The organism is Thalassobacillus cyri (assembly GCF_900107755.1).
Lineage (GTDB): Bacteria > Bacillota > Bacilli > Bacillales > Halobacillaceae > Thalassobacillus > Thalassobacillus cyri.
Window position 1 is genome coordinate 278,815 of sequence record NZ_FNQR01000004.1, and the last position, 18,697, is coordinate 297,511.

The following is an 18,697-nucleotide window of genomic DNA, read 5'->3' on the forward strand; positions in this document are numbered from 1 at the left end:
TTTGTATTTCTCTACTGCTGATTGCTTATTTTACATATCCAAAAGCTGGCGGATTTCGTCCTCTTTCAGGCTGGTAAGCATCGTTTCGCCTGGCTGGATGATTTGGTCGACGAGATCGCGTTTCTTTTGTTGGAGCTGATGGATGCGTTCTTCAATCGTACCCTCCGCAAGCATCCGGATGACTTGGACTACTTTCTTCTGGCCGATTCGGTGTGCGCGACCGGCGGCTTGTTCTTCAATTGCCGGGTTCCACCATAAATCATACAGGATCACGGTGTCGGCGCCAGTGAGGTTCAAACCGGTGCCGCCTGCTTTCAAGGAAATCAGAAAGGCATCTTTTTCTCCTTCATTGAAACGTTCGACCTGGGCGAGCCGGTCTTCCGATTTTGTGCTGCCATCCAAATAAAATGTCTCCATGCCCATCCCTTCCATTTCTTGATAAAGAATCTTCAGCATGCTGGAAAATTGCGAGAAGATAAGAATACGGTGGCAGCCTTCTTTCAATTCTGTAACTAACTCTTTCAGCTGCGTCAGTTTGCCAGAATCACCTTGGTAATTCTCTACAAATAATCCCGGGTGACAGCAAATTTGCCTTAGTCGGGTCAAACCAGCAAGAATTTCTAATTTACCGCGCTTGAATCCTTTAGAAGCAATGGTTTCTTTAACTTCTGACTGAATTTTTTCCAGGTAGGCAAGGTAGATCTGCTTTTGTTCTGTTGTCAATTCGGAGTACTGGGTGGTTTCAATTTTATCTGGAAGCTCTGATAATACATCTTTTTTCAGTCGTCTTAAAATGAAAGGTCTGGTCATCCTCGCGATTTTTTCGGGTTTCATAGCCAGGAACTTTTTCTTATTCGTATAGAAGCCGGGCATGATCGTCCGAAAAATCGACCATAGTTCATTTAATGAGTTTTCGATCGGTGTCCCGCTTAAGGCAAAGCGGTGAACCGCATTGATTGAGCGCGTCGCTTGAGCGGTTTTCGTCTGCTCGTTTTTGATGGCCTGGGCTTCATCCAAAATCAATGCGTGAAACTTCTTATCCGAATAGTCAGTTATGTCCTGACGCAGCAATGGATAAGAGGTGATGATGATGTCATACTTCTCACTCCCATCGAGCAAGCTTTGCCTAGTCTCCGGATCACCGGAAACTGCCTGGACGCTCAAGTTCGGGGCAAATCGTTCGATTTCTTTTTTCCAATTATAAACGAGCGAAGCAGGTGCAACGATTAAAGCTAAGTCTGTCATTTTTCCTTCTTGCTTTTCAGAAAGCAGGAAGCTGATACTTTGTAATGTTTTTCCTAGTCCCATATCATCAGCAAGAATGCCGCCGAATCTGTAATTGGCGAGCGTTTTCATCCAACGGAACCCGGTCAGCTGGTAATCACGCATGTCTGCATTCAAATGCTCTGGTACAGAAACGTCGAAAACCGAGGGGTCACGTAAGCGGCTGATCAGAGCGTCGAAGTCGATGTTCCGTTCATCCTTTTTCGTGTGGAGAACCTCATCTACCTGCAGACTGCGGGCCTGAGCCAGTTGGACATGATTATGATCGATATCATCTACATCCAGTTCAAATTCATCTGCCAGTCGCCTGAAGCGGTCAAAGGCTGGAGAATCCAGAGCCAGTAAAGCACCCTCAGATAATTTATAATAGCGTTTCTTTTCAATGACAGCTTTCATCACTTCAGAAATATCATCAGCGGTTATCCCTTCCATGGAAAAGGCAATATCGAGCCAATTTCCTTCCTCGGACATTTCAACGGCTGGTGCGAGTTCAGTTTCAGAGTACTTCAGCATGTTATTGACTGCGCCTGATAGATAGACATCCGCCAGTTCTTTCAGTATAGGCAGCTGTTCAGCAAGGAAGAAAAATATCTCATCTTCATCCGTCAAATGAACATGTTCCCCGTCAAATTTGAATTCACTCGCTTCAATGATATACATGATTGCATTTTCCTCAGCTGTCTTCCGCTGAATAAGAACATCATCTTCCGGTTCAGCAGCTAAAAATGGCCGAATTAGATGCTGGCCATAATAAAAGCGCAAATCAGCGGTCAAGGCGCCATTATGGATATCGAGGTAAACTTCTGCTGTCAATGGTTCCCGTATCACAGTCTCTTGTACTGGCTGAGTGTAATAGACATTGGCTATTTTTTCTAATTCTGGCATCACTTCGGACAGGACAGGCTCCATGAATTTACGGGAAATCGTGTGATTGCCATTAGATCGATAGGGAAGCACACTCATGATATTTTCATAAATTGATTTCTGCTGTTCAGAAATTTTATAAAAATGCCCGTTACGATAAAGCAGGCTGTAGGTCGATAAGTACACATACTGCTTTAAATCCGAGAGATGAAGCTGAAAATTTTCTTCGTCTTTTGTCACTTGAATGGTAAGTGGAGGTAGTTCTTCATGTAACTCCCATTCTTCATAACTGGACTTCAATTCATGCAGACTGCTGTTACGTTCAGCGAGCCTGGCAAGCAGCGAATTTGCGAAAGTGGGCGGAAGGATCAATCTCCGCCTATCGACAGAGTGGTTCCAGTAAGAGTCCTTGTAAAACTGCTCCTGAATCAATATTTGCTGGAGCAGGCCGAATATCTCTTTGTCGCTTTGGGCGAGCTGGTGCTCTTCTGGACGATAGCTGAACTTGTTCGTAATGGAGCAAGGACTTTCAACAAGCACATGGTCGATTAGCTCCTGTATGTTTTTGATGACATACAAGTAATTGCTTCCCAGTTTCATTTCCAGTCCCAACACGTTTTTTCCCATTGTCGATTGTATGTGAAGCTGATAATGGACGGTCAATGTTTCACGCTCGCCTAAAGCGGACTGTCCTTGACTTTGATTCATAAAAGCTTCGGTCAAACGTTTAGAAAAGTGGTCTCGGTCGATTGGTAAGAACTGTGACTCATATGTTTCCGTTTTTTCATCGGTTATGCCGGACTCTTTTAACGCACGTTCCCGAATAGCCAGCAGGACAGCGGCTATGTGTTTACAACTGTAAAAACTGTTATAGGCTGGACATTCGCATTTTGCTTCCAAATCATCATCATTGAAAAAAAAGATCCGTACCTCGTAATCCTCCGTTCCTGTTACAACAGCTCGCCAGGAGTTGATTGACTGATTGTGGGTGAGTCCGTGGACTTTGCCGCCAGTAAAATACCGTCTTCCTCTTGAATAAAAGGTTGATCCGGTAATCTTCTTGATATCATTCGGTTCCAATAAATATGACTGCATAGTGAGCATCCTATCTAAATACATTATTTACGTTCATTATATCAGGGATGACAAATCATTTCCTTTTGTATCGATGAGAATTTGTTTCATTCTAAACAGGTGATTACTATCAATAAACAATTAGCATCATTATATACAATTCATACACAAGTACGTCATGAAGTATACACAATTAGCCCCATTGCCCGTGATTCCTATCACAAAGCCCAGATAGTTATGAAGATAAAATGAAGTTGAAAAGACGAGGAATCCTAGAGCCGCATATTTTCGAAACTTATTGATTAAAAAAGTTTCGTTTCAGGCCTGCATCTTTCGTTGTCATCTCCTCTTCTTTTCAGATGGAGAATTTTAATCTAATAAAAGAGGTGGAAGCAATGAAAAAGATGACAGTTTGGATCGGTTTCCTTTTATTGCTCGGATTGATTGTCGGTTGTGCCCAGCAAGGGGAAGGAGCTACAGGTAAGGGTGATCAAGATGCAGATGGAAAAGTGGAAGCAGCCTCAGGGGAAAAAATAGAAGCCATTGAGCCTCACCAGGGTTTAAATCAAGACCCTATTCCATTGAAGGTAGAGCGTGTCGGTGAAAATGAGGTAAACGTCGAGATGACTGCTCAGATTACGGATATCGAGATTGAAAAAGGTTATTTTTATAAGGCTTGGACATTCAATGGGCAGGCGCCGGGTCCGGTGGTTGTCGTGGAAGAAGGAGACATGATCAATTTCACTCTCAAGAATATGGACCCGGCTATCCCGCATAGCATGGATTTTCATGCTGTCCATACCGCTCCATCGAAAAACTTCGCAGACGTAGAACCTGATGAAACAGGGACCTTCCGTTTTCCTGCCACTAAGCCTGGCGTATTCATGTATCATTGCGGAACAAAACCTATCTTAAGCCACATCGCCAATGGAATGCATGGCACCATCATCGTCAAACCAAAGGACGGCTATCCTAACGATGATGTTATCGATCGGGAATTTATTATGCTTCAAAATGAATGGTACAAATACAATGACCTGGAGGATTTTTCTAACGGGGAACCAAGTCAGGTTGCTTTTTCTGTAAAATCATTCGATGAAGATGGCCGTAACACCAATGGCGATACTTTCACTTTAAAGGATGAGCCACTGCTTGCTAAAGTAGGCGACCGTATCCGGATGTACATCAATAATGTTGGACCGAATGAAACAAGCTCTTTCCACGTGGTTGGTACCATTTTCGACGATGTCTATATGGACGGTAACCCTTATAACCACTTTAAAGGATTACAAACGGTCATGCTTCCAGCCAGTGGGGGAGCAGTCGTGGAATTCACTGTAACCGAGGTAGGCAGTTATCCAATCGTAACCCATCAATTCAACCATGCTCAAAAAGGGGCTGTTGCAATACTGAAGGTGACCGAAACCGGAGAAGATGACGGGAAGGCTGTCATGAGTCACTGATTACGTAGGAGGGGCTATGTGTAGGCATAGCTCCTGTTTCTCTGAAGTTGAGGGAGGTGGTTAGAGTGAAGGTCCTGTTCAGCCTATTGTTCTTTTTTTTATGGTTAGTCCCATCCATCGTCTATGCTGAAACGATAAAAGTAACGGAAGGCGAGGATCTTCAAGCAATTATCGATGCAGCAGAGCCGGGGGATGAGATTCAATTAGCAAAAGGAGTCTATACTGGTCCATTTGTGATACGGGAATCTATTATACTGCAAGGAGAAAAGGGTGCGAAAATTGTAGGGACTGGAGAAGGTTTCGTCCTCAAAGTCACTGCCGATGATGTGACAGTAGAAGGACTCATGATCGAAAAAAGCGGGTCTCAGAACGCTGGTATTTCCGTGGCTGGGAATCGCGTACACATCAAAGGAAATACCATTGGTGATGTCTTTAATGGTGTAGAAGTCAAGGAGGCATACGCTCCGATTATTGAAAAGAATAGTATAAGCAGCTATACCGATGATCGCCATAAAGGCTTTGGAATTTATCTTATTGATAGCCCCCATGCCCAAGTGAGAGGTAATTATCTCTCTCAACTCCAGGATGGCGTCTATGTATCTTTTTCAAACCTGTGTCAGGTAACCGGAAATTTTATCCGCAAGGCGCGCTATGGCGTGCATACGATGGATTCCACCGTGTGGTAATCAACGATAATGAGGTATATGAAACCCGTAACGGGTTGATGATCATGCAAAGCTATGAAGTACGCATCAAAGGAAATAAACTTCATGATAATACGCTGCTGGACGGAGCAGGAATTTTTATGTTCGATACTTTCGACTCTCAAATAAAAAATAATCGCATTGTTGATAATCGTAAGGGAATCTATCTGGAAAATGCGATTGGAAATGATATCTCATTTAACAAAATAGCCGGGAATCACCTTGGACTCGACGTTGGGGAAGCATCCAAGGACAATAGAAACTTTCTAAATAATTTCCTTCACAATAATCAGCAGGTCGTTACCACTATCAATAGTGAAAATGATTTTTTCGTGAGTGAGCATGGAAACTACTGGGATGATCAACGTCATATTACGCTCGACGGGAATACTCTGGTCGATTTTGCGTATAAAAGCGGGGATGCTTTCCATCATATGATTGCAGAAGAACCGTTGCTGCAGGCTTTTTCCGGAAGTCCGGCAATCCAAATGTGGAATGCGATAGAGCAGTTCACACCTATCCCCTCTGATACGTTCATTACGGATCCCTATCCATTGGTGGAGCCAGCGCCAATAGATCATATCGGGACAGAAGCGGAAGCACTTGAAGAAGGAAAAATGCTGGCGGGACCGGCTTTGTTTTTTTCAAGCTTGGTCGTATTCAGTAGTGGATTGATGATTATGGCAAGGAGGCGGAGGTTATGAAAAAATGGTGGCTGTTATTATTGCTGGTTATTGCAACCGGGTGTGCAGCCGGGGAGGCAGCAGGGCCGGCAGAGATTGATCCATCCGTAGACAGCTGCGCGCTTTGCCATATGGGAATCCAACAGGTGGAAGCAGCCAGCCAAGTCATCATGGATGATGGGACCCCGGAAAAATTCGATGACATCGGATGTATGCTTACGTATATGAAAGAAAATGAAACCAATCAGGCTTTTGTGCAAGATTACCATACTCAAAAATGGGTAGATTTTGAGGAAGCCTATATCGTACATGAACCACGTATGGAGACTCCGATGAACTACGGTTTTATTGCATTCCAAAAGAAAGTGGATGCGGAGGAGTTTGTAGCCGTAAATGGAGGAGAAGTATACGAAGGAATGGAAGTCATGAATGCCGAGTTGCAAAGGGGAAATATGCAGCATTAACAGGAGGTGAAGAAGATGAAAGCCATCAGGCTGGTTCCAATGATTGGTTATGAGTGGAAGTTATTGATGAGGAGTAAGTGGTTAGTCAGCAGCATTGGTTTATTTTTGCTCATGGCTCTCCTGTTTTATGGTTATGGGATGAAATCGATAACAATGGATCCGACCGTCGTCACCTATGGCTTAGATGGTGTCAGCAGCGATATTGACACCGGTACGGTCGACCCTTCGCTTTTTGGACTGGAAGAGATGGAAACGGAGGAAGAGTCAGAAGGTAATGGAAAAGCCGGTTTCAGTAGATCAATCGCATTATTAATGAATGTATGTTTGTGGATTGTACCTATCATCACCCTGGTGATTGGTGTTTCGTCGGTCACTGCTGATAAGGAGTCCGGCCGTATGTCATTGCTCCGGACCTACCGGGTGTCTGGTTTCTATTATTTGGTCAGTAAATATGTTGCTCTGTTTCTGGCATTAAGTATTGCTACAAGCCTTTCTTATGGAGTGTTCGGGGCAGGGTTGGCTTTGATGGGGAAGTTGCATGGCGTGCAGCTATTTATAACCTTCCTTACTTTGAATCTCGTGTTGATCGCTGTTTTCGGAGCTTTGGCTGTCTTATTAGTCATCTGGAGTGCCAGCCGAATGCAAGGGCTCAGCTTTGCATTGGCTGCCTGGAGCTTTTTCGTATTCGTGTATGAATTTATCGTTTTTTCTATCATCGGTCTCATCCCCTGCACTTATAAACTTCCGAATTTGATTGCATTGATTTTTTTGAACCCGGTCGAGTCACTCCGGGTATGGGCAATCGACCAATTAAATGCAGCCTATGTGTTCGGCCCGCAATTCCTTATCATTGAACAATGGGGAGACAGTAAAATGCTGACAGTATATTTACTAGGATCAACTATTGGGATCATCACCATCACACTTACCGGAGCAATCCTCAAGCTGAAATGGAGGTGGCAGTAATGGGTAAAGTGATTTTACAAGCGTCAAGGGTTTCCAAGTGCTATGGAAAAAAGCAGGTGCTTGATAAGACTGACATCTCCATCTCAGCTGGAGAATGCGTCGTTTTATGCGGTGGCAACGGAGCTGGCAAAAGCACACTGATCCGGATATTGACTGGAATAGAAAAAGGCACTACTGGTAAAGTAGCGTTTCCGGAAGCTGGTGGAAAATCCTATAGCTTCATGCCGGATCATATGGAATTTCCAAAGGAAATGACTGCTTTAGAAATCTTAACCTATTATCGTGGTTTTCTGGATATCGGCATCCGCCGTGCCGTAGAAGAAGTTTTGAGAGAAGTAGGGCTGTGGGAAAAGCGCCACCAAAAAATCGGCTCATTCTCAAAAGGAATGGCGCAGCGTCTCAATATGGCCCAGGCATTACTTGCTGATGTTGAACTTTATATTTTTGACGAACCTACGAATGGTCTTGATCCATACTGGGTAATAGCGTTTAAGGAGATGGTCGAATCTTTGAAACACAAGGGTAAGACGGTGCTGCTTACAAGCCACATCATGCGCGATGTAGTAGATATAGCTGATAGGGTGGTTGTGTTATTTGATGGCAGGATCGAAGCGGATGATTCGCTTGCTGGCTTGTATCGAACCTATCAATCCAGTAATTTAGAAGAGGTCTTTTTAAGAATCATGAAGAAGCAGCATAGTTCTAAAGCAAAGGCGCTATCCAGTTAAAAATGGGCGTCCGCCAGATTGATTTTCCTGCGCTTTTGTGCTATTTTTCAAGGTATGGAGTTGTTATATAGAAAAGCCGCTCCTGGCAAAGTATATGCAGGAAGCGGCTTTTTTCGTGATGAATAATAATAAAATGGAGTTGAATGGAGCCATGTGATTTTATATCCTGCCTGAAAAAGTAAATGAAAATGATATCGAAGATAAACTGGAGGATATAAATTATGAGTATAAATGAAGAAATGAATAAACGACGTACGTTCGCCATCATCTCCCACCCGGATGCAGGGAAAACGACGTTGACAGAAAAACTGTTGGTTTTCGGAAATTTGATTCGCTCGGCTGGTACGGTCAAAGGAAAGAAATCAGGAAAGTTCGCAACCTCTGACTGGATGGAAATCGAAAAGCAGCGTGGTATATCGGTTACTTCCAGTGTCATGAACTTCCCCTACCGGGATTATCAGGTCAATATCCTCGATACTCCTGGTCACGAAGATTTCAGTGAAGACACCTACCGGACACTTACCGCTGTAGACAGTGTCGTCATGATCATCGATGCTACCAAAGGGATCGAGGCACAGACGCTGAAATTGTTCAAAGTTTGTAAAATGCGTGGTATTCCAATTTTTACATTCATCAATAAATTAGACCGTGAGGGCCGTGAGCCATTCGAATTGATGGAAGAAATCGAGGAAGTCCTGGATATCGAGACATATCCAATGACATGGCCTGCTGGTATGGGCAAACGGTTCCTTGGTGTATTTGACCGCCATCATGAACAGTTTATTTCCTATAGCGGAAATGAAGAGGAAACCTACATTCCTTATTCGCATTTAGAAAAGTCGGAACATCAGGAATTAGTAGAGCATCCGACTTATAAGGAAACCCTTGAGGAATTGATGCTGCTTGATGAAGCAGGTGATCAATTCAGTATGGAAAAAGTAATGCGAGGGGAACAGACGCCTGTTTTCTTCGGAAGCGCATTGGCACCATTTGGTGTGGAAGGCTTTTTCGACACGTTCATCGATATGGCACCTGCTCCTGCACCACGTCGTTCTACAGAAGGCATCGTATCCCCGGATGATGCGGAGTTTTCTGGTTTCATTTTCAAAATCCAGGCCAACATGAACCCACAGCATCGTGACCGGGTCGCTTTTGTCCGAATCTGTTCCGGAAAATTCGAGCGGGGCATGAACGTGACATTGGGACGTACGGGAAAAACCTTTAAACTTGCGCAGTCCCAGCAGTTCGTCGCATCTTCAAGGGGGACGATCGATGAAGCTTATGCAGGCGACATTATCGGGATTTATGACCCGAACGTCTACCGGATCGGCGATACGATTTTGACCGGAAAAACCAACTTCGAATATGACGAATTGCCGCAGTTCCCACCGGAAGAATTCAAAAAAGTTACGGCAAAGAACGTCATGAAGTCGAAACAGTTCAAAAAAGGGATCGAGCAGCTCGTGCAGGAAGGTGCTATCCAGCTGTTCAAACGCTATCGATTTGAAGATTATATCCTTGGCGCTGTCGGCCAGCTGCAATATGATGTATTCGAGTACCGGATGAAAAATGAATATAACGTCGAAGTCGAGCTCCAGCCACTGGGAGAAAGAATTCCACGCTGGCTAAAAGAAGAACAGGTCAATGAATCCCTTTTCGACGAACGGAACATGCTTGTCCAGGACCGGGAAGGAAGTCCGCTCGTATTATTCAAAAATGACTTCTCCTTGCGCTGGTTCCAGGATAAAAATCCTGACATCGAATTGATCGATCTTTTTGAAGTGAACCAATACGACCAATCGTACTAAGTTGAAAAGAAGTGATACCCTAAAACGCCGGGTATCGCTTCTTTTTGTCTTAGGAAGTAACTGCTTATATGAAATTATTAGACGGTTGCAGGCAAGAAATAGGCGGAAGTAAATATTACGGTATTTAGAACACTAAAATTAGGCGAAACTTTCTAATAGAAAAGTAGAAATATGTACCAAAGACATTTTAGTCGAATATTTGTTCGTATCCATGTTAGAATTGTATAATATTGTGGTAAACTAGTGATGTATATTCAAGGAACGGAGGTTGCTTTGTGAAAAACGAGAATAAATTCGAGCTTGTTTCACAGTATCAACCAGAGGGGGACCAACCCCGTGCGATAGAAGAATTGGTGAAACGGATCAACGGTGGTGAGAAGCACCTGACATTGCTTGGTGCGACTGGAACAGGAAAAACGTTCACCATGTCGAATGTGATTCAGCAAGTGAACAAGCCGACGCTAATCATTGCTCATAACAAGACGTTGGCTGGTCAATTATATAGTGAGTTCAAGGAATACTTCCCGAATAATGCGGTCGAGTATTTTGTCAGTTATTACGATTACTATCAACCGGAGGCGTATGTGCCGTCTTCGGATACTTTCATTGAAAAGGATGCCAGCATCAATGATGAAATCGATAAGCTGCGTCACTCGGCAACATCAGCCTTGTTTGAACGGAACGATGTGATTATCGTGGCCAGTGTGTCGTGCATCTATGGGTTAGGTAATCCGGATGAATACCGCAGCCAGGTGCTCTCCATTCGAACGGATATGGAAAAAGAACGTGATGAACTGCTTCGTGATCTGGTCGATATCCAGTATGCACGAAACGATATTGATTTCCAGCGCGGTACGTTCCGCGTCCGGGGCGACTCGGTGGAGATCATTCCTGCATCGCGGGAAGAGCATGCGATTCGCGTTGAGTTTTTCGGTGATGAAATTGACCGGATCAGAGAGATCGATGTGTTAACCGGAGAAATTATTGGAGATCGGGAGCATGTAGCTATCTTCCCGGCATCCCACTTCGTAACGCGCGAAGAAAAAATGAAAATTGCAATCAAGAATATCGAAAAAGAATTGGAGCAGCAGTTGAAAAAGTTCCGTGAAGAAAACAAGCTGTTAGAAGCACAGCGATTGGAGCAACGGACAAACTATGACCTGGAAATGATGCAGGAAATGGGTTTCTGTTCAGGTATCGAGAACTATTCCCGTCATCTGACATTAAGAGAAGAAGGCGCGACTCCTTATACATTAATTGATTACTTCCCGGAAGACTTTCTCGTTATGGTCGATGAGTCGCACGTGACGCTGCCGCAGGTACGAGGAATGTACAATGGCGACCGGGCCCGAAAGCAGGTACTGGTCGATCATGGTTTCCGTCTGCCTTCTGCCCTGGACAACCGTCCGCTTAGGTTTGAAGAGTTCGAGCAGAAGGTGAATCAGAGTATGTATGTATCAGCCACTCCTGGTCCATATGAATTGGAGCATACGCCAAAAATGGTCGAACAGATCATCCGGCCGACCGGCCTGCTTGATCCAGAAATCGAGGTTCGTCCAATCAAAGGGCAGATTGATGATCTGATCGGTGAAATCAATAAGCGTATGGATAAGAACGAACGGGTATTGGTTACTACATTGACGAAAAAAATGTCTGAAGACCTTACTGATTATCTGAAGGAAATCGGAATTAAAGTAGCCTACCTGCATTCTGAAATCAAAACGCTGGAACGTATTGAAATAATCCGGGATCTGAGACTCGGAAAATATGATGTCCTGGTAGGGATCAACCTGCTTCGTGAAGGGCTGGATATTCCGGAAGTATCCCTTGTGGCTATTCTGGATGCTGATAAAGAAGGCTTCCTGCGTTCCCACCGTTCATTGGTTCAGACATCTGGACGTGCTGCCCGTAACGAAAATGGACGTGTCATTATGTACGCGGATAAAATAACGGATTCTATGGGGACGGCGATCGAAGAAACGAAGCGACGAAGAGAAAAGCAGATCGCTTTCAACGAAGAGCACGGCATTACGCCGACTACGATCAAAAAAGAAGTGCGGGATGTCATTCGCGCTACCATGGCTGCAGAAGATGAAGAACACTATGACACGACCCCGAAGCCGAAAGAGATGACGAAGAAAGAACGCGAAAAGATGATCGAGAATATGGAAAAGGAAATGAAGCAAGCAGCCCGGAATCTCGACTTCGAACGGGCCGCCGAGCTTCGTGACGTACTTCTGGAACTTAAAGCGGAAGGATGATGGCATTATGGCCAGTAAATCAATAAGTATCAAAGGGGCAAGAGCCCATAACCTGAAGAATATAGATGTAGAAATACCGAAGAATAAGCTCGTCGTATTGACTGGTTTGTCTGGGTCAGGGAAATCATCCCTGGCCTTTGACACTGTCTATGCAGAAGGGCAGCGACGTTACGTCGAGTCTCTGTCTGCCTATGCCCGCCAATTTCTTGGCCAGATGGATAAACCGGATGTCGACGCGATTGAAGGTTTGTCTCCTGCTATTTCGATTGACCAGAAAACAACCAGTCGGAATCCGCGATCGACTGTCGGAACCGTCACTGAGATTTATGACTACTTACGTCTATTATTCGCTCGTATCGGACGTCCGACTTGTCCGAAGCATGATATAGAAATCAGTTCGCAGACGGTCCAACAGATGGTCGATAGGATCATGGAATATGAACATCGTACCAAGATGCAAATTTTAGCCCCGGTCGTCTCCGGACGTAAAGGGGAGCATGTCAAAGTTATTGAAAAACTCCAGCAAGAAGGATATGTACGTCTCCGGGTAGATGGGGAAATGCGTGAGGTTTCAGAGGAAATCAACTTAGAGAAAAATAAGAAACATTCCATTGAGGTGGTCATCGACCGGATTGTCGTCAAAGATGGCGTGGAGTCCCGTTTGTCTGATTCGCTTGAAACGGCGCTCAGGCTTGGAGAAGGACAAGTGATCGTCGATGTCATCGGTGAGGAAGAACTGTTGTTTAGCGAACATCACGCCTGCCCGATTTGCGGATTTTCGATTGGAGAGCTGGAACCTCGCATGTTTTCCTTCAACAGCCCTTTCGGTGCCTGCGAACGTTGTGATGGGCTGGGAACCCAGCTGGAAGTAGACCTGGATCTTACCATTCCTGACTGGTCAAGAACACTTCGTGATCATGCTATTGTTGCGTGGGAGCCGACCAGCTCTCAGTATTATCCGAAATTGCTTGAAAGTGTCTGTACGCATTACGGGATTGACATGGATGTTCCTGTAAAAGATATCCCGAAACACCAAATGGATAAAATCCTGTATGGCAGCGGGAAGGAAAAAATTCATTTCCGGTATGAAAATGATTTCGGCAGGGTGCGGGAGAATGACATCTATTTCGAAGGTGTTTTAAACAATATTGCACGCCGTTATAAGGAAACCAGCTCCGACTGGGTGCGTGAGCAAATGGAAAGATATATGGCTCAGAAGCCTTGTCCGAAATGTAAAGGACATCGCTTGAAAGAAGAAGCCTTATCTGTACTGATCAATGGAAAACATATTGGCCATACCGTTGATTTTGCAGTTACAGATGCGAAAAACTTTTTTGAAGGACTGGAACTGACAGAAAAGGAAGAAAAAATCGCCCGGATGATTCTGAAAGAAATTTGCGAGCGCCTGACGTTCCTGATTAATGTCGGACTGGATTATCTGACGCTGTCCCGTTCTGCCGGCACGCTTTCAGGCGGGGAAGCACAGCGGATCCGGCTGGCAACTCAAATCGGTTCTGCTTTGACGGGTGTACTATATGTACTCGATGAGCCATCGATCGGGCTTCATCAGCGGGATAACGATCGGTTGATTTCGACATTACAGCGGATGCGCGATCTTGATAATACATTGATTGTAGTGGAGCATGATGAAGATACGATGCTTGCCGCTGATTACCTCATCGATATCGGACCAGGCGCAGGAGTACATGGAGGAGAAATTGTTTCCGAGGGTACACCTAAGCAGGTGATGAAGGACCGCAAATCATTGACCGGGCAATATCTGTCCGGAAAAAAATTCATCCCGCTTCCTTATGATCGTCGCAAGCCGGACGGTCGCTATCTGGAAATCAAAAAAGCGGAAGAGAACAACCTGAAGAAAGTAGATGCAAACATCCCGCTTGGCCTGTTTACAGCAGTTACTGGGGTATCAGGTTCAGGGAAAAGTACGTTGATCAATGAAATTTTATATAAATCTTTAGCGATGAAATTGAACCGGGCCAGCAAGCAAAAGCCTGGCAAGCATCAAGAAATCAAAGGTATCGATCATTTGGAAAAAGTGATTGACATCGACCAGTCCCCTATCGGGCGGACGCCGCGTTCCAACCCGGCGACATATACCGGTGTGTTTGATGATATCCGGGATGTGTTCGCCCAGACAAACGAAGCAAAAATCCGGGGCTATAAAAAAGGACGGTTCAGCTTTAACGTCAAAGGCGGCCGTTGTGAAGCCTGCCGCGGGGATGGAATTATTAAGATTGAAATGCACTTTCTCCCAGACGTTTATGTTCCATGCGAGGTATGCCATGGGAAGCGTTACAACCGTGAAACGCTGGAAGTGAAGTATAAAGGGAAGAACATCGCAGACGTCCTTGAGATGACGATAGAGGATGCGCTCGGCTTTTTTGCCAATATTCCAAAAATTCGACGCAAGCTTCAAACGGTCTTTGATGTCGGGCTGGGTTATATCAAGCTTGGCCAGCCGGCGACAACGCTATCCGGCGGGGAAGCACAAAGAGTCAAGCTTGCGAGTGAACTGCATCGTCGATCTACCGGGAAATCGTTCTATATCCTGGATGAACCGACTACAGGTCTCCATGTCGATGACATTGCACGGTTATTGGATGTGCTGCAAAGACTGGTAGATAATGGTGACTCTGTGTTGATTATTGAACACAATCTGGATGTCATCAAAGCGGCTGACCACATTCTGGATTTAGGACCGGAAGGCGGAGATAAGGGTGGCCAGATCGTTGCTACTGGTACGCCTGAGCAGGTTGCTGACAATAAAAAATCTCATACCGGCCGTTATTTAAAGCCAATCCTGGAACGTGATCGTGAAAGGATGGAAAACAAGCTCAAGGAAAAAGAGAAAGTAGCTAAGTAAGTACATCTTTTGACGCCAATAGCGTTATTCAGTATCGTTGAACAAGAGAGAGTTTGACGGGAGGAGTCTTGTCTAATGGAAGCAATCATAAAAGAAAAAGTACAGCAGGCAATCGATCAATTTGCTGATAAAGATGTCTATGTACACTTAGAGACTACCAATGGTGCTTATGCCAGTCATTTTGACGAAAATGCTTATAATGTCGGTGCGTTCATTCGTAATGCCAAAGTAAAATACGAGCATGGTAAAATTGTCGGCAGCGGAAATGCTTATCGTGTCGGCTTAAAGCTCGATTTAGGGTGGGTGTACGCGGAAGGTGTCACCGATTATGAATTGGATCATCAGAACAGGCTGCTGATGGCTGGACACGATCGGGAAGGCCGATTGATGGTTGCGCTTGAAATCAGTGAGACGCCTTTTTCCCATGAAAGTGTGGAGCAATCATGACACAGGAACATGTAGTAGTAATCTACCCGCATCCAGATGATGAGTCGTTCGGTGCGGCCGGCACAATTGCAAGCTACCGTGAAAAAGGTGTTCCAGTCACCTATCTTTGTGGGACGTTAGGCGAAATGGGGAGGAATATGGGCAACCCGGTGTTTGCGAACCGGGAAACCCTTTCTTCTTATCGAAAGCAGGAATTGATGAAAGCTTGCAAGGCATTGGATGTTGATGTCCGTTTGCTAGGATACCGGGATAAGACACTAGAATTTGAACAAGTGGATCATGTTGCCGCTCACCTTCAGTCTATCCTGGAAGAAATACAACCGACATTGGTCATTACCCACTATCCTGGCTATGCGGTTCACCCTGATCATAATGCACTTGGTACAGCTGCAATCAAAGCAGTTGGGAATATCGAAGCTGTTCGACGACCTGAATTGTGGGCGCAGGCAATCGCGACCAACTATGAAAAAGAACTTGGTGAACCAGACATCAGACATGATGTGAAACCATACTGGGACAAAAAAATGGCTGCCATTGAAACCCATCTCTCCCAGGCATCCGGGATGATGAGTCTGATTAAAGAAAAACCAGACTTCAATGAAAATGAGGAGCTTGAGCACTTGCGTTATGAACGGTTTTACCGTTGGAATTACAACAACTGAATACTTCCAGAAAAAGCACCTCACATGTTTAGTATATCGAGGTGCTTTTTTTGTTACTCCCTGGAACGTCGTGGTTGATTTTTCATAAAAGCCTTATTAAAGACTCAGTACGAGATAGTTGGGTCCGTTACCATGAGAGGAATAAGTTGTTCCGGGAAACGACTCGCTTTCCAGCTTCATCGCCTAGCCCCTTCTCCCGCGGGAGTCTCGCCGTTTCCCTGCCCATCCAGCCAGTTTTGTAATAAACGTCCCCTTCAAAAAGAGAAAGAGTGTATTGAGAAACACCGCACGAAGGAAATGCGTAGCATTTTCGAGGAGTCTCGCTGTTCCCCACCGTACCTTCCCATAGGAGATTCTCGAAATCACACTTGTGGTTACTGTCCCATGATGATAGAAAGAAGCCTCTGTTCTCTCTACCTTCTTTGTAAAAGCCTCAAGATGAAGGTCAGCTACTATAGGGCCGAAAAGTCGAAGACTTGATTTCGAGATGTTTGTCTGAATAAGGGTCCGGTGGGGAACGACTCCCTTTCCGCGGGCATGCGCTGAGCCTCCTCAGACTTCGTCTTTCGGGGTCTCACCTGTCATTTTCATCCCGCAGGACTTTGAATTATCATCCTTTTAAATAAAAGGGAGCTTATCTGTAACATTAGCTTGGAGTTTTAACAGAGCTTTTTTTATACATCATTTTAGGGAATTAACATAAAATCAGGGATGGATTAGCGTATAATTGAAGGTAAGAAAGAGAGGTATTAGAAAGGGGAGAATATAGATGGAAGAGGAACGTTTGCGGATCCTTAAAATGATTGAAGAAGGCACGGTTTCTGCTGAAGAAGGGGCTAGACTTCTGGATGCCTTAACGACATCTGAGGATCAGTCCCATACTGTTTCTAAACAGGTAGACTGGGACAGCGGCAGTAAGCAGTCGGAGAAGCAGAAACCAGATAAAAAGAAAAAGAACTTCATGGACTATGTGGAGCAGGCGATTCAAAAAATAAAAAATGCTGATTTAGATTTTAATTTTGGTGATTATGTTGAAGTTTCTCATATTTATCAAAATGTCGGTGATCCATACAATCAGGTAGATGTTTCGGTTACGAATGGCTCGCTGACATTAAAATCGTGGAAAGAATCAGCGACAAGGGTTGAATGTGAAGCCAAGGTGTTTCAAGCCGATGATCATGCGGTGGGTAAGAAACAACTGTTGGATAAAGTGAATTTCCAGGTAGCTGATGAAAAACTTTCCCTGGTCCTCGATGAGAAAAAAATTAAAGCTGATTTTACACTTTATGTGCCGGAAAAAATCTACGACAGGGTTCATGCTAAGCTGTTCAACGGATCAATTTCCTTTGAGAAAATAGAACTTAGCGAATTGGAACTAAAGACGTCGAACGGCTCGATTCAATTAGACCGAATTAAAGCTGAGACAGGAGATATCGAAACATCGAATGGAACCCTTCATGTTAAAGGGAGTGCTTTTGATGATCTGGAAGCTGACACGATCAACGGATCGGTGAAGCTTAGCGGGGATTTTGGTAAGCTTGATGCATCTACAGTAACTGGAAGTGTCACGTGTGAATACTTTGGGGAAAAAGCCCATACTGGATTTTTCCAGACGACAACAGGTAGTATAAGAGTCCACTTACCACATAATGTAAAAGTCGATGGCAAGCTACAGACCAATATGGGCAGCTTGAAATGCAACCTGGATAATGCCAAAATTTATAAAGAGAAGAAGGAAGTCGTACGAAAAGAGTTGCTATTTGTGATTAACGAGCAGAAGGAAAAGGAATATCATTTAGAAGCGGAGACAAAAACAGGCTCGGTCACTGTTGAATAAAAAGGAGGGCTGGTAGAATGGAAGGAAAATTAACGAGGTCGAAATCAGACCGCATGCTTGCCGGGGTACTGGGCGGGGTGGCAGCGTATTTCAATATCGATGCGACATTGCTCCGAATCATTTTTGTAATACTGACCATTCCTGTGACTCCTTTAATCCTGGTTTACTTTGCGGCTATATTCATAATGCCGAATGAAAGGAGAATGGATGAATGAGAAGCTGGCTCCTTCATATTATCCTAAATGCTGTAGCGATCTTTGTGGTTGCCGCATTATTTCAAGCAGTCCAGATTGATGGTGTAGGCGGCGCATTGCTGGCAGCATTCATATTATCAATTTTAAATGCGATTGTACGGCCGATATTGGTGATTCTGACACTGCCAATTACAATTTTGACACTCGGCTTTTTCTTATTTGTAGTGAATGCTATAACCTTGTTGTTGACGGATGCGATTCTCGGCACCATGTTCGAAATTGAAGGTTTTTTCACGGCGATTCTTGCTGCAATCGTCATTTCCCTGCTTAACTTGATTTTGAATTCTTTTGTTAAAAAATAATCAAAAAAGTCA

Annotated in this window: 15 protein-coding genes; 14 read left to right on the top strand and 1 reads right to left on the bottom strand. The window is 44.5% G+C overall.

What is annotated here, in order from left to right; translation table 11 throughout:
* Positions 1-30: 30 nt before the first annotated feature.
* Positions 31-3,243, bottom strand: a complete 3,213-nt coding sequence (locus BLV00_RS07135; protein WP_093043869.1) for a DEAD/DEAH box helicase — start codon at positions 3,241-3,243, stop codon at positions 31-33.
* A 374-nt stretch (positions 3,244-3,617) separates the two neighbouring features.
* Here BLV00_RS07135 and BLV00_RS07140 point away from each other — a divergent pair, with 374 nt between their 5' ends.
* The 14 genes from BLV00_RS07140 to BLV00_RS07205 all read left to right on the top strand — a co-directional run bounded on the left by BLV00_RS07140 (position 3,618) and on the right by BLV00_RS07205 (position 18,685).
* Complete coding sequence (locus BLV00_RS07140) at positions 3,618-4,685, top strand: multicopper oxidase domain-containing protein (RefSeq protein ID WP_245728875.1); 1,068 nt, start codon at positions 3,618-3,620, stop codon at positions 4,683-4,685.
* A 65-nt stretch (positions 4,686-4,750) separates the two neighbouring features.
* Positions 4,751-5,371, top strand: coding sequence for a right-handed parallel beta-helix repeat-containing protein (locus tag BLV00_RS22655; protein ID WP_093043871.1), 621 nt, complete (start codon positions 4,751-4,753; stop codon positions 5,369-5,371).
* The gene (locus BLV00_RS22660; protein ID WP_176791378.1) at positions 5,365-6,093 is read left to right on the top strand and encodes a NosD domain-containing protein; all 729 of its coding nucleotides are present in this window, start codon (positions 5,365-5,367) and stop codon (positions 6,091-6,093) included. The genes BLV00_RS22655 and BLV00_RS22660 overlap by 7 nt, the downstream gene beginning before the upstream one ends.
* Entirely contained in the window at positions 6,090-6,536 is a 447-nt protein-coding gene (locus BLV00_RS07155) for a nitrous oxide reductase accessory protein NosL (RefSeq protein WP_093043875.1), read from the top strand. Before BLV00_RS22660 ends, BLV00_RS07155 begins: the two co-directional genes overlap by 4 nt.
* A 15-nt stretch (positions 6,537-6,551) precedes the next feature.
* Positions 6,552-7,502, top strand: a complete 951-nt coding sequence (locus BLV00_RS07160) for an ABC transporter permease (RefSeq protein WP_245728877.1) — start codon at positions 6,552-6,554, stop codon at positions 7,500-7,502.
* Entirely contained in the window at positions 7,502-8,230 is a 729-nt protein-coding gene (locus BLV00_RS07165) for an ABC transporter ATP-binding protein (RefSeq protein ID WP_093043879.1), read from the top strand. The genes BLV00_RS07160 and BLV00_RS07165 overlap by 1 nt, the downstream gene beginning before the upstream one ends.
* Positions 8,231-8,451: 221 nt before the next feature.
* Positions 8,452-10,038: a peptide chain release factor 3 gene (locus BLV00_RS07170; RefSeq protein ID WP_093043881.1), complete on the top strand. Its 1,587-nt coding sequence runs from the start codon at positions 8,452-8,454 to the stop codon at positions 10,036-10,038.
* A 275-nt stretch (positions 10,039-10,313) separates the two neighbouring features.
* Complete coding sequence (gene uvrB, locus BLV00_RS07175) at positions 10,314-12,299, top strand: excinuclease ABC subunit UvrB (protein WP_093043883.1); 1,986 nt, start codon at positions 10,314-10,316, stop codon at positions 12,297-12,299.
* Between the two features lie 7 nt (positions 12,300-12,306).
* A complete protein-coding gene (gene uvrA, locus BLV00_RS07180) occupies positions 12,307-15,183 on the top strand; it encodes an excinuclease ABC subunit UvrA (RefSeq protein ID WP_093043885.1) in 2,877 nt (958 codons plus the stop codon).
* A gap of 75 nt (positions 15,184-15,258) precedes the next feature.
* A complete protein-coding gene (locus BLV00_RS07185) occupies positions 15,259-15,630 on the top strand; it encodes a YojF family protein (RefSeq protein ID WP_093043887.1) in 372 nt (123 codons plus the stop codon).
* Positions 15,627-16,292, top strand: coding sequence for a bacillithiol biosynthesis deacetylase BshB2 (bshB2, locus tag BLV00_RS07190; protein WP_093043889.1), 666 nt, complete (start codon positions 15,627-15,629; stop codon positions 16,290-16,292). The genes BLV00_RS07185 and bshB2 overlap by 4 nt, the downstream gene beginning before the upstream one ends.
* A 769-nt stretch (positions 16,293-17,061) precedes the next feature.
* Positions 17,062-18,129, top strand: a complete 1,068-nt coding sequence (locus BLV00_RS07195; protein ID WP_093043891.1) for a DUF4097 family beta strand repeat-containing protein — start codon at positions 17,062-17,064, stop codon at positions 18,127-18,129.
* A gap of 17 nt (positions 18,130-18,146) precedes the next feature.
* A complete protein-coding gene (locus tag BLV00_RS07200; protein WP_093043893.1) occupies positions 18,147-18,344 on the top strand; it encodes a PspC domain-containing protein in 198 nt (65 codons plus the stop codon).
* Positions 18,341-18,685, top strand: coding sequence for a phage holin family protein (locus tag BLV00_RS07205; protein WP_093043895.1), 345 nt, complete (start codon positions 18,341-18,343; stop codon positions 18,683-18,685). Before BLV00_RS07200 ends, BLV00_RS07205 begins: the two co-directional genes overlap by 4 nt.
* The last annotated feature ends 12 nt before the right edge of the window (positions 18,686-18,697 follow it).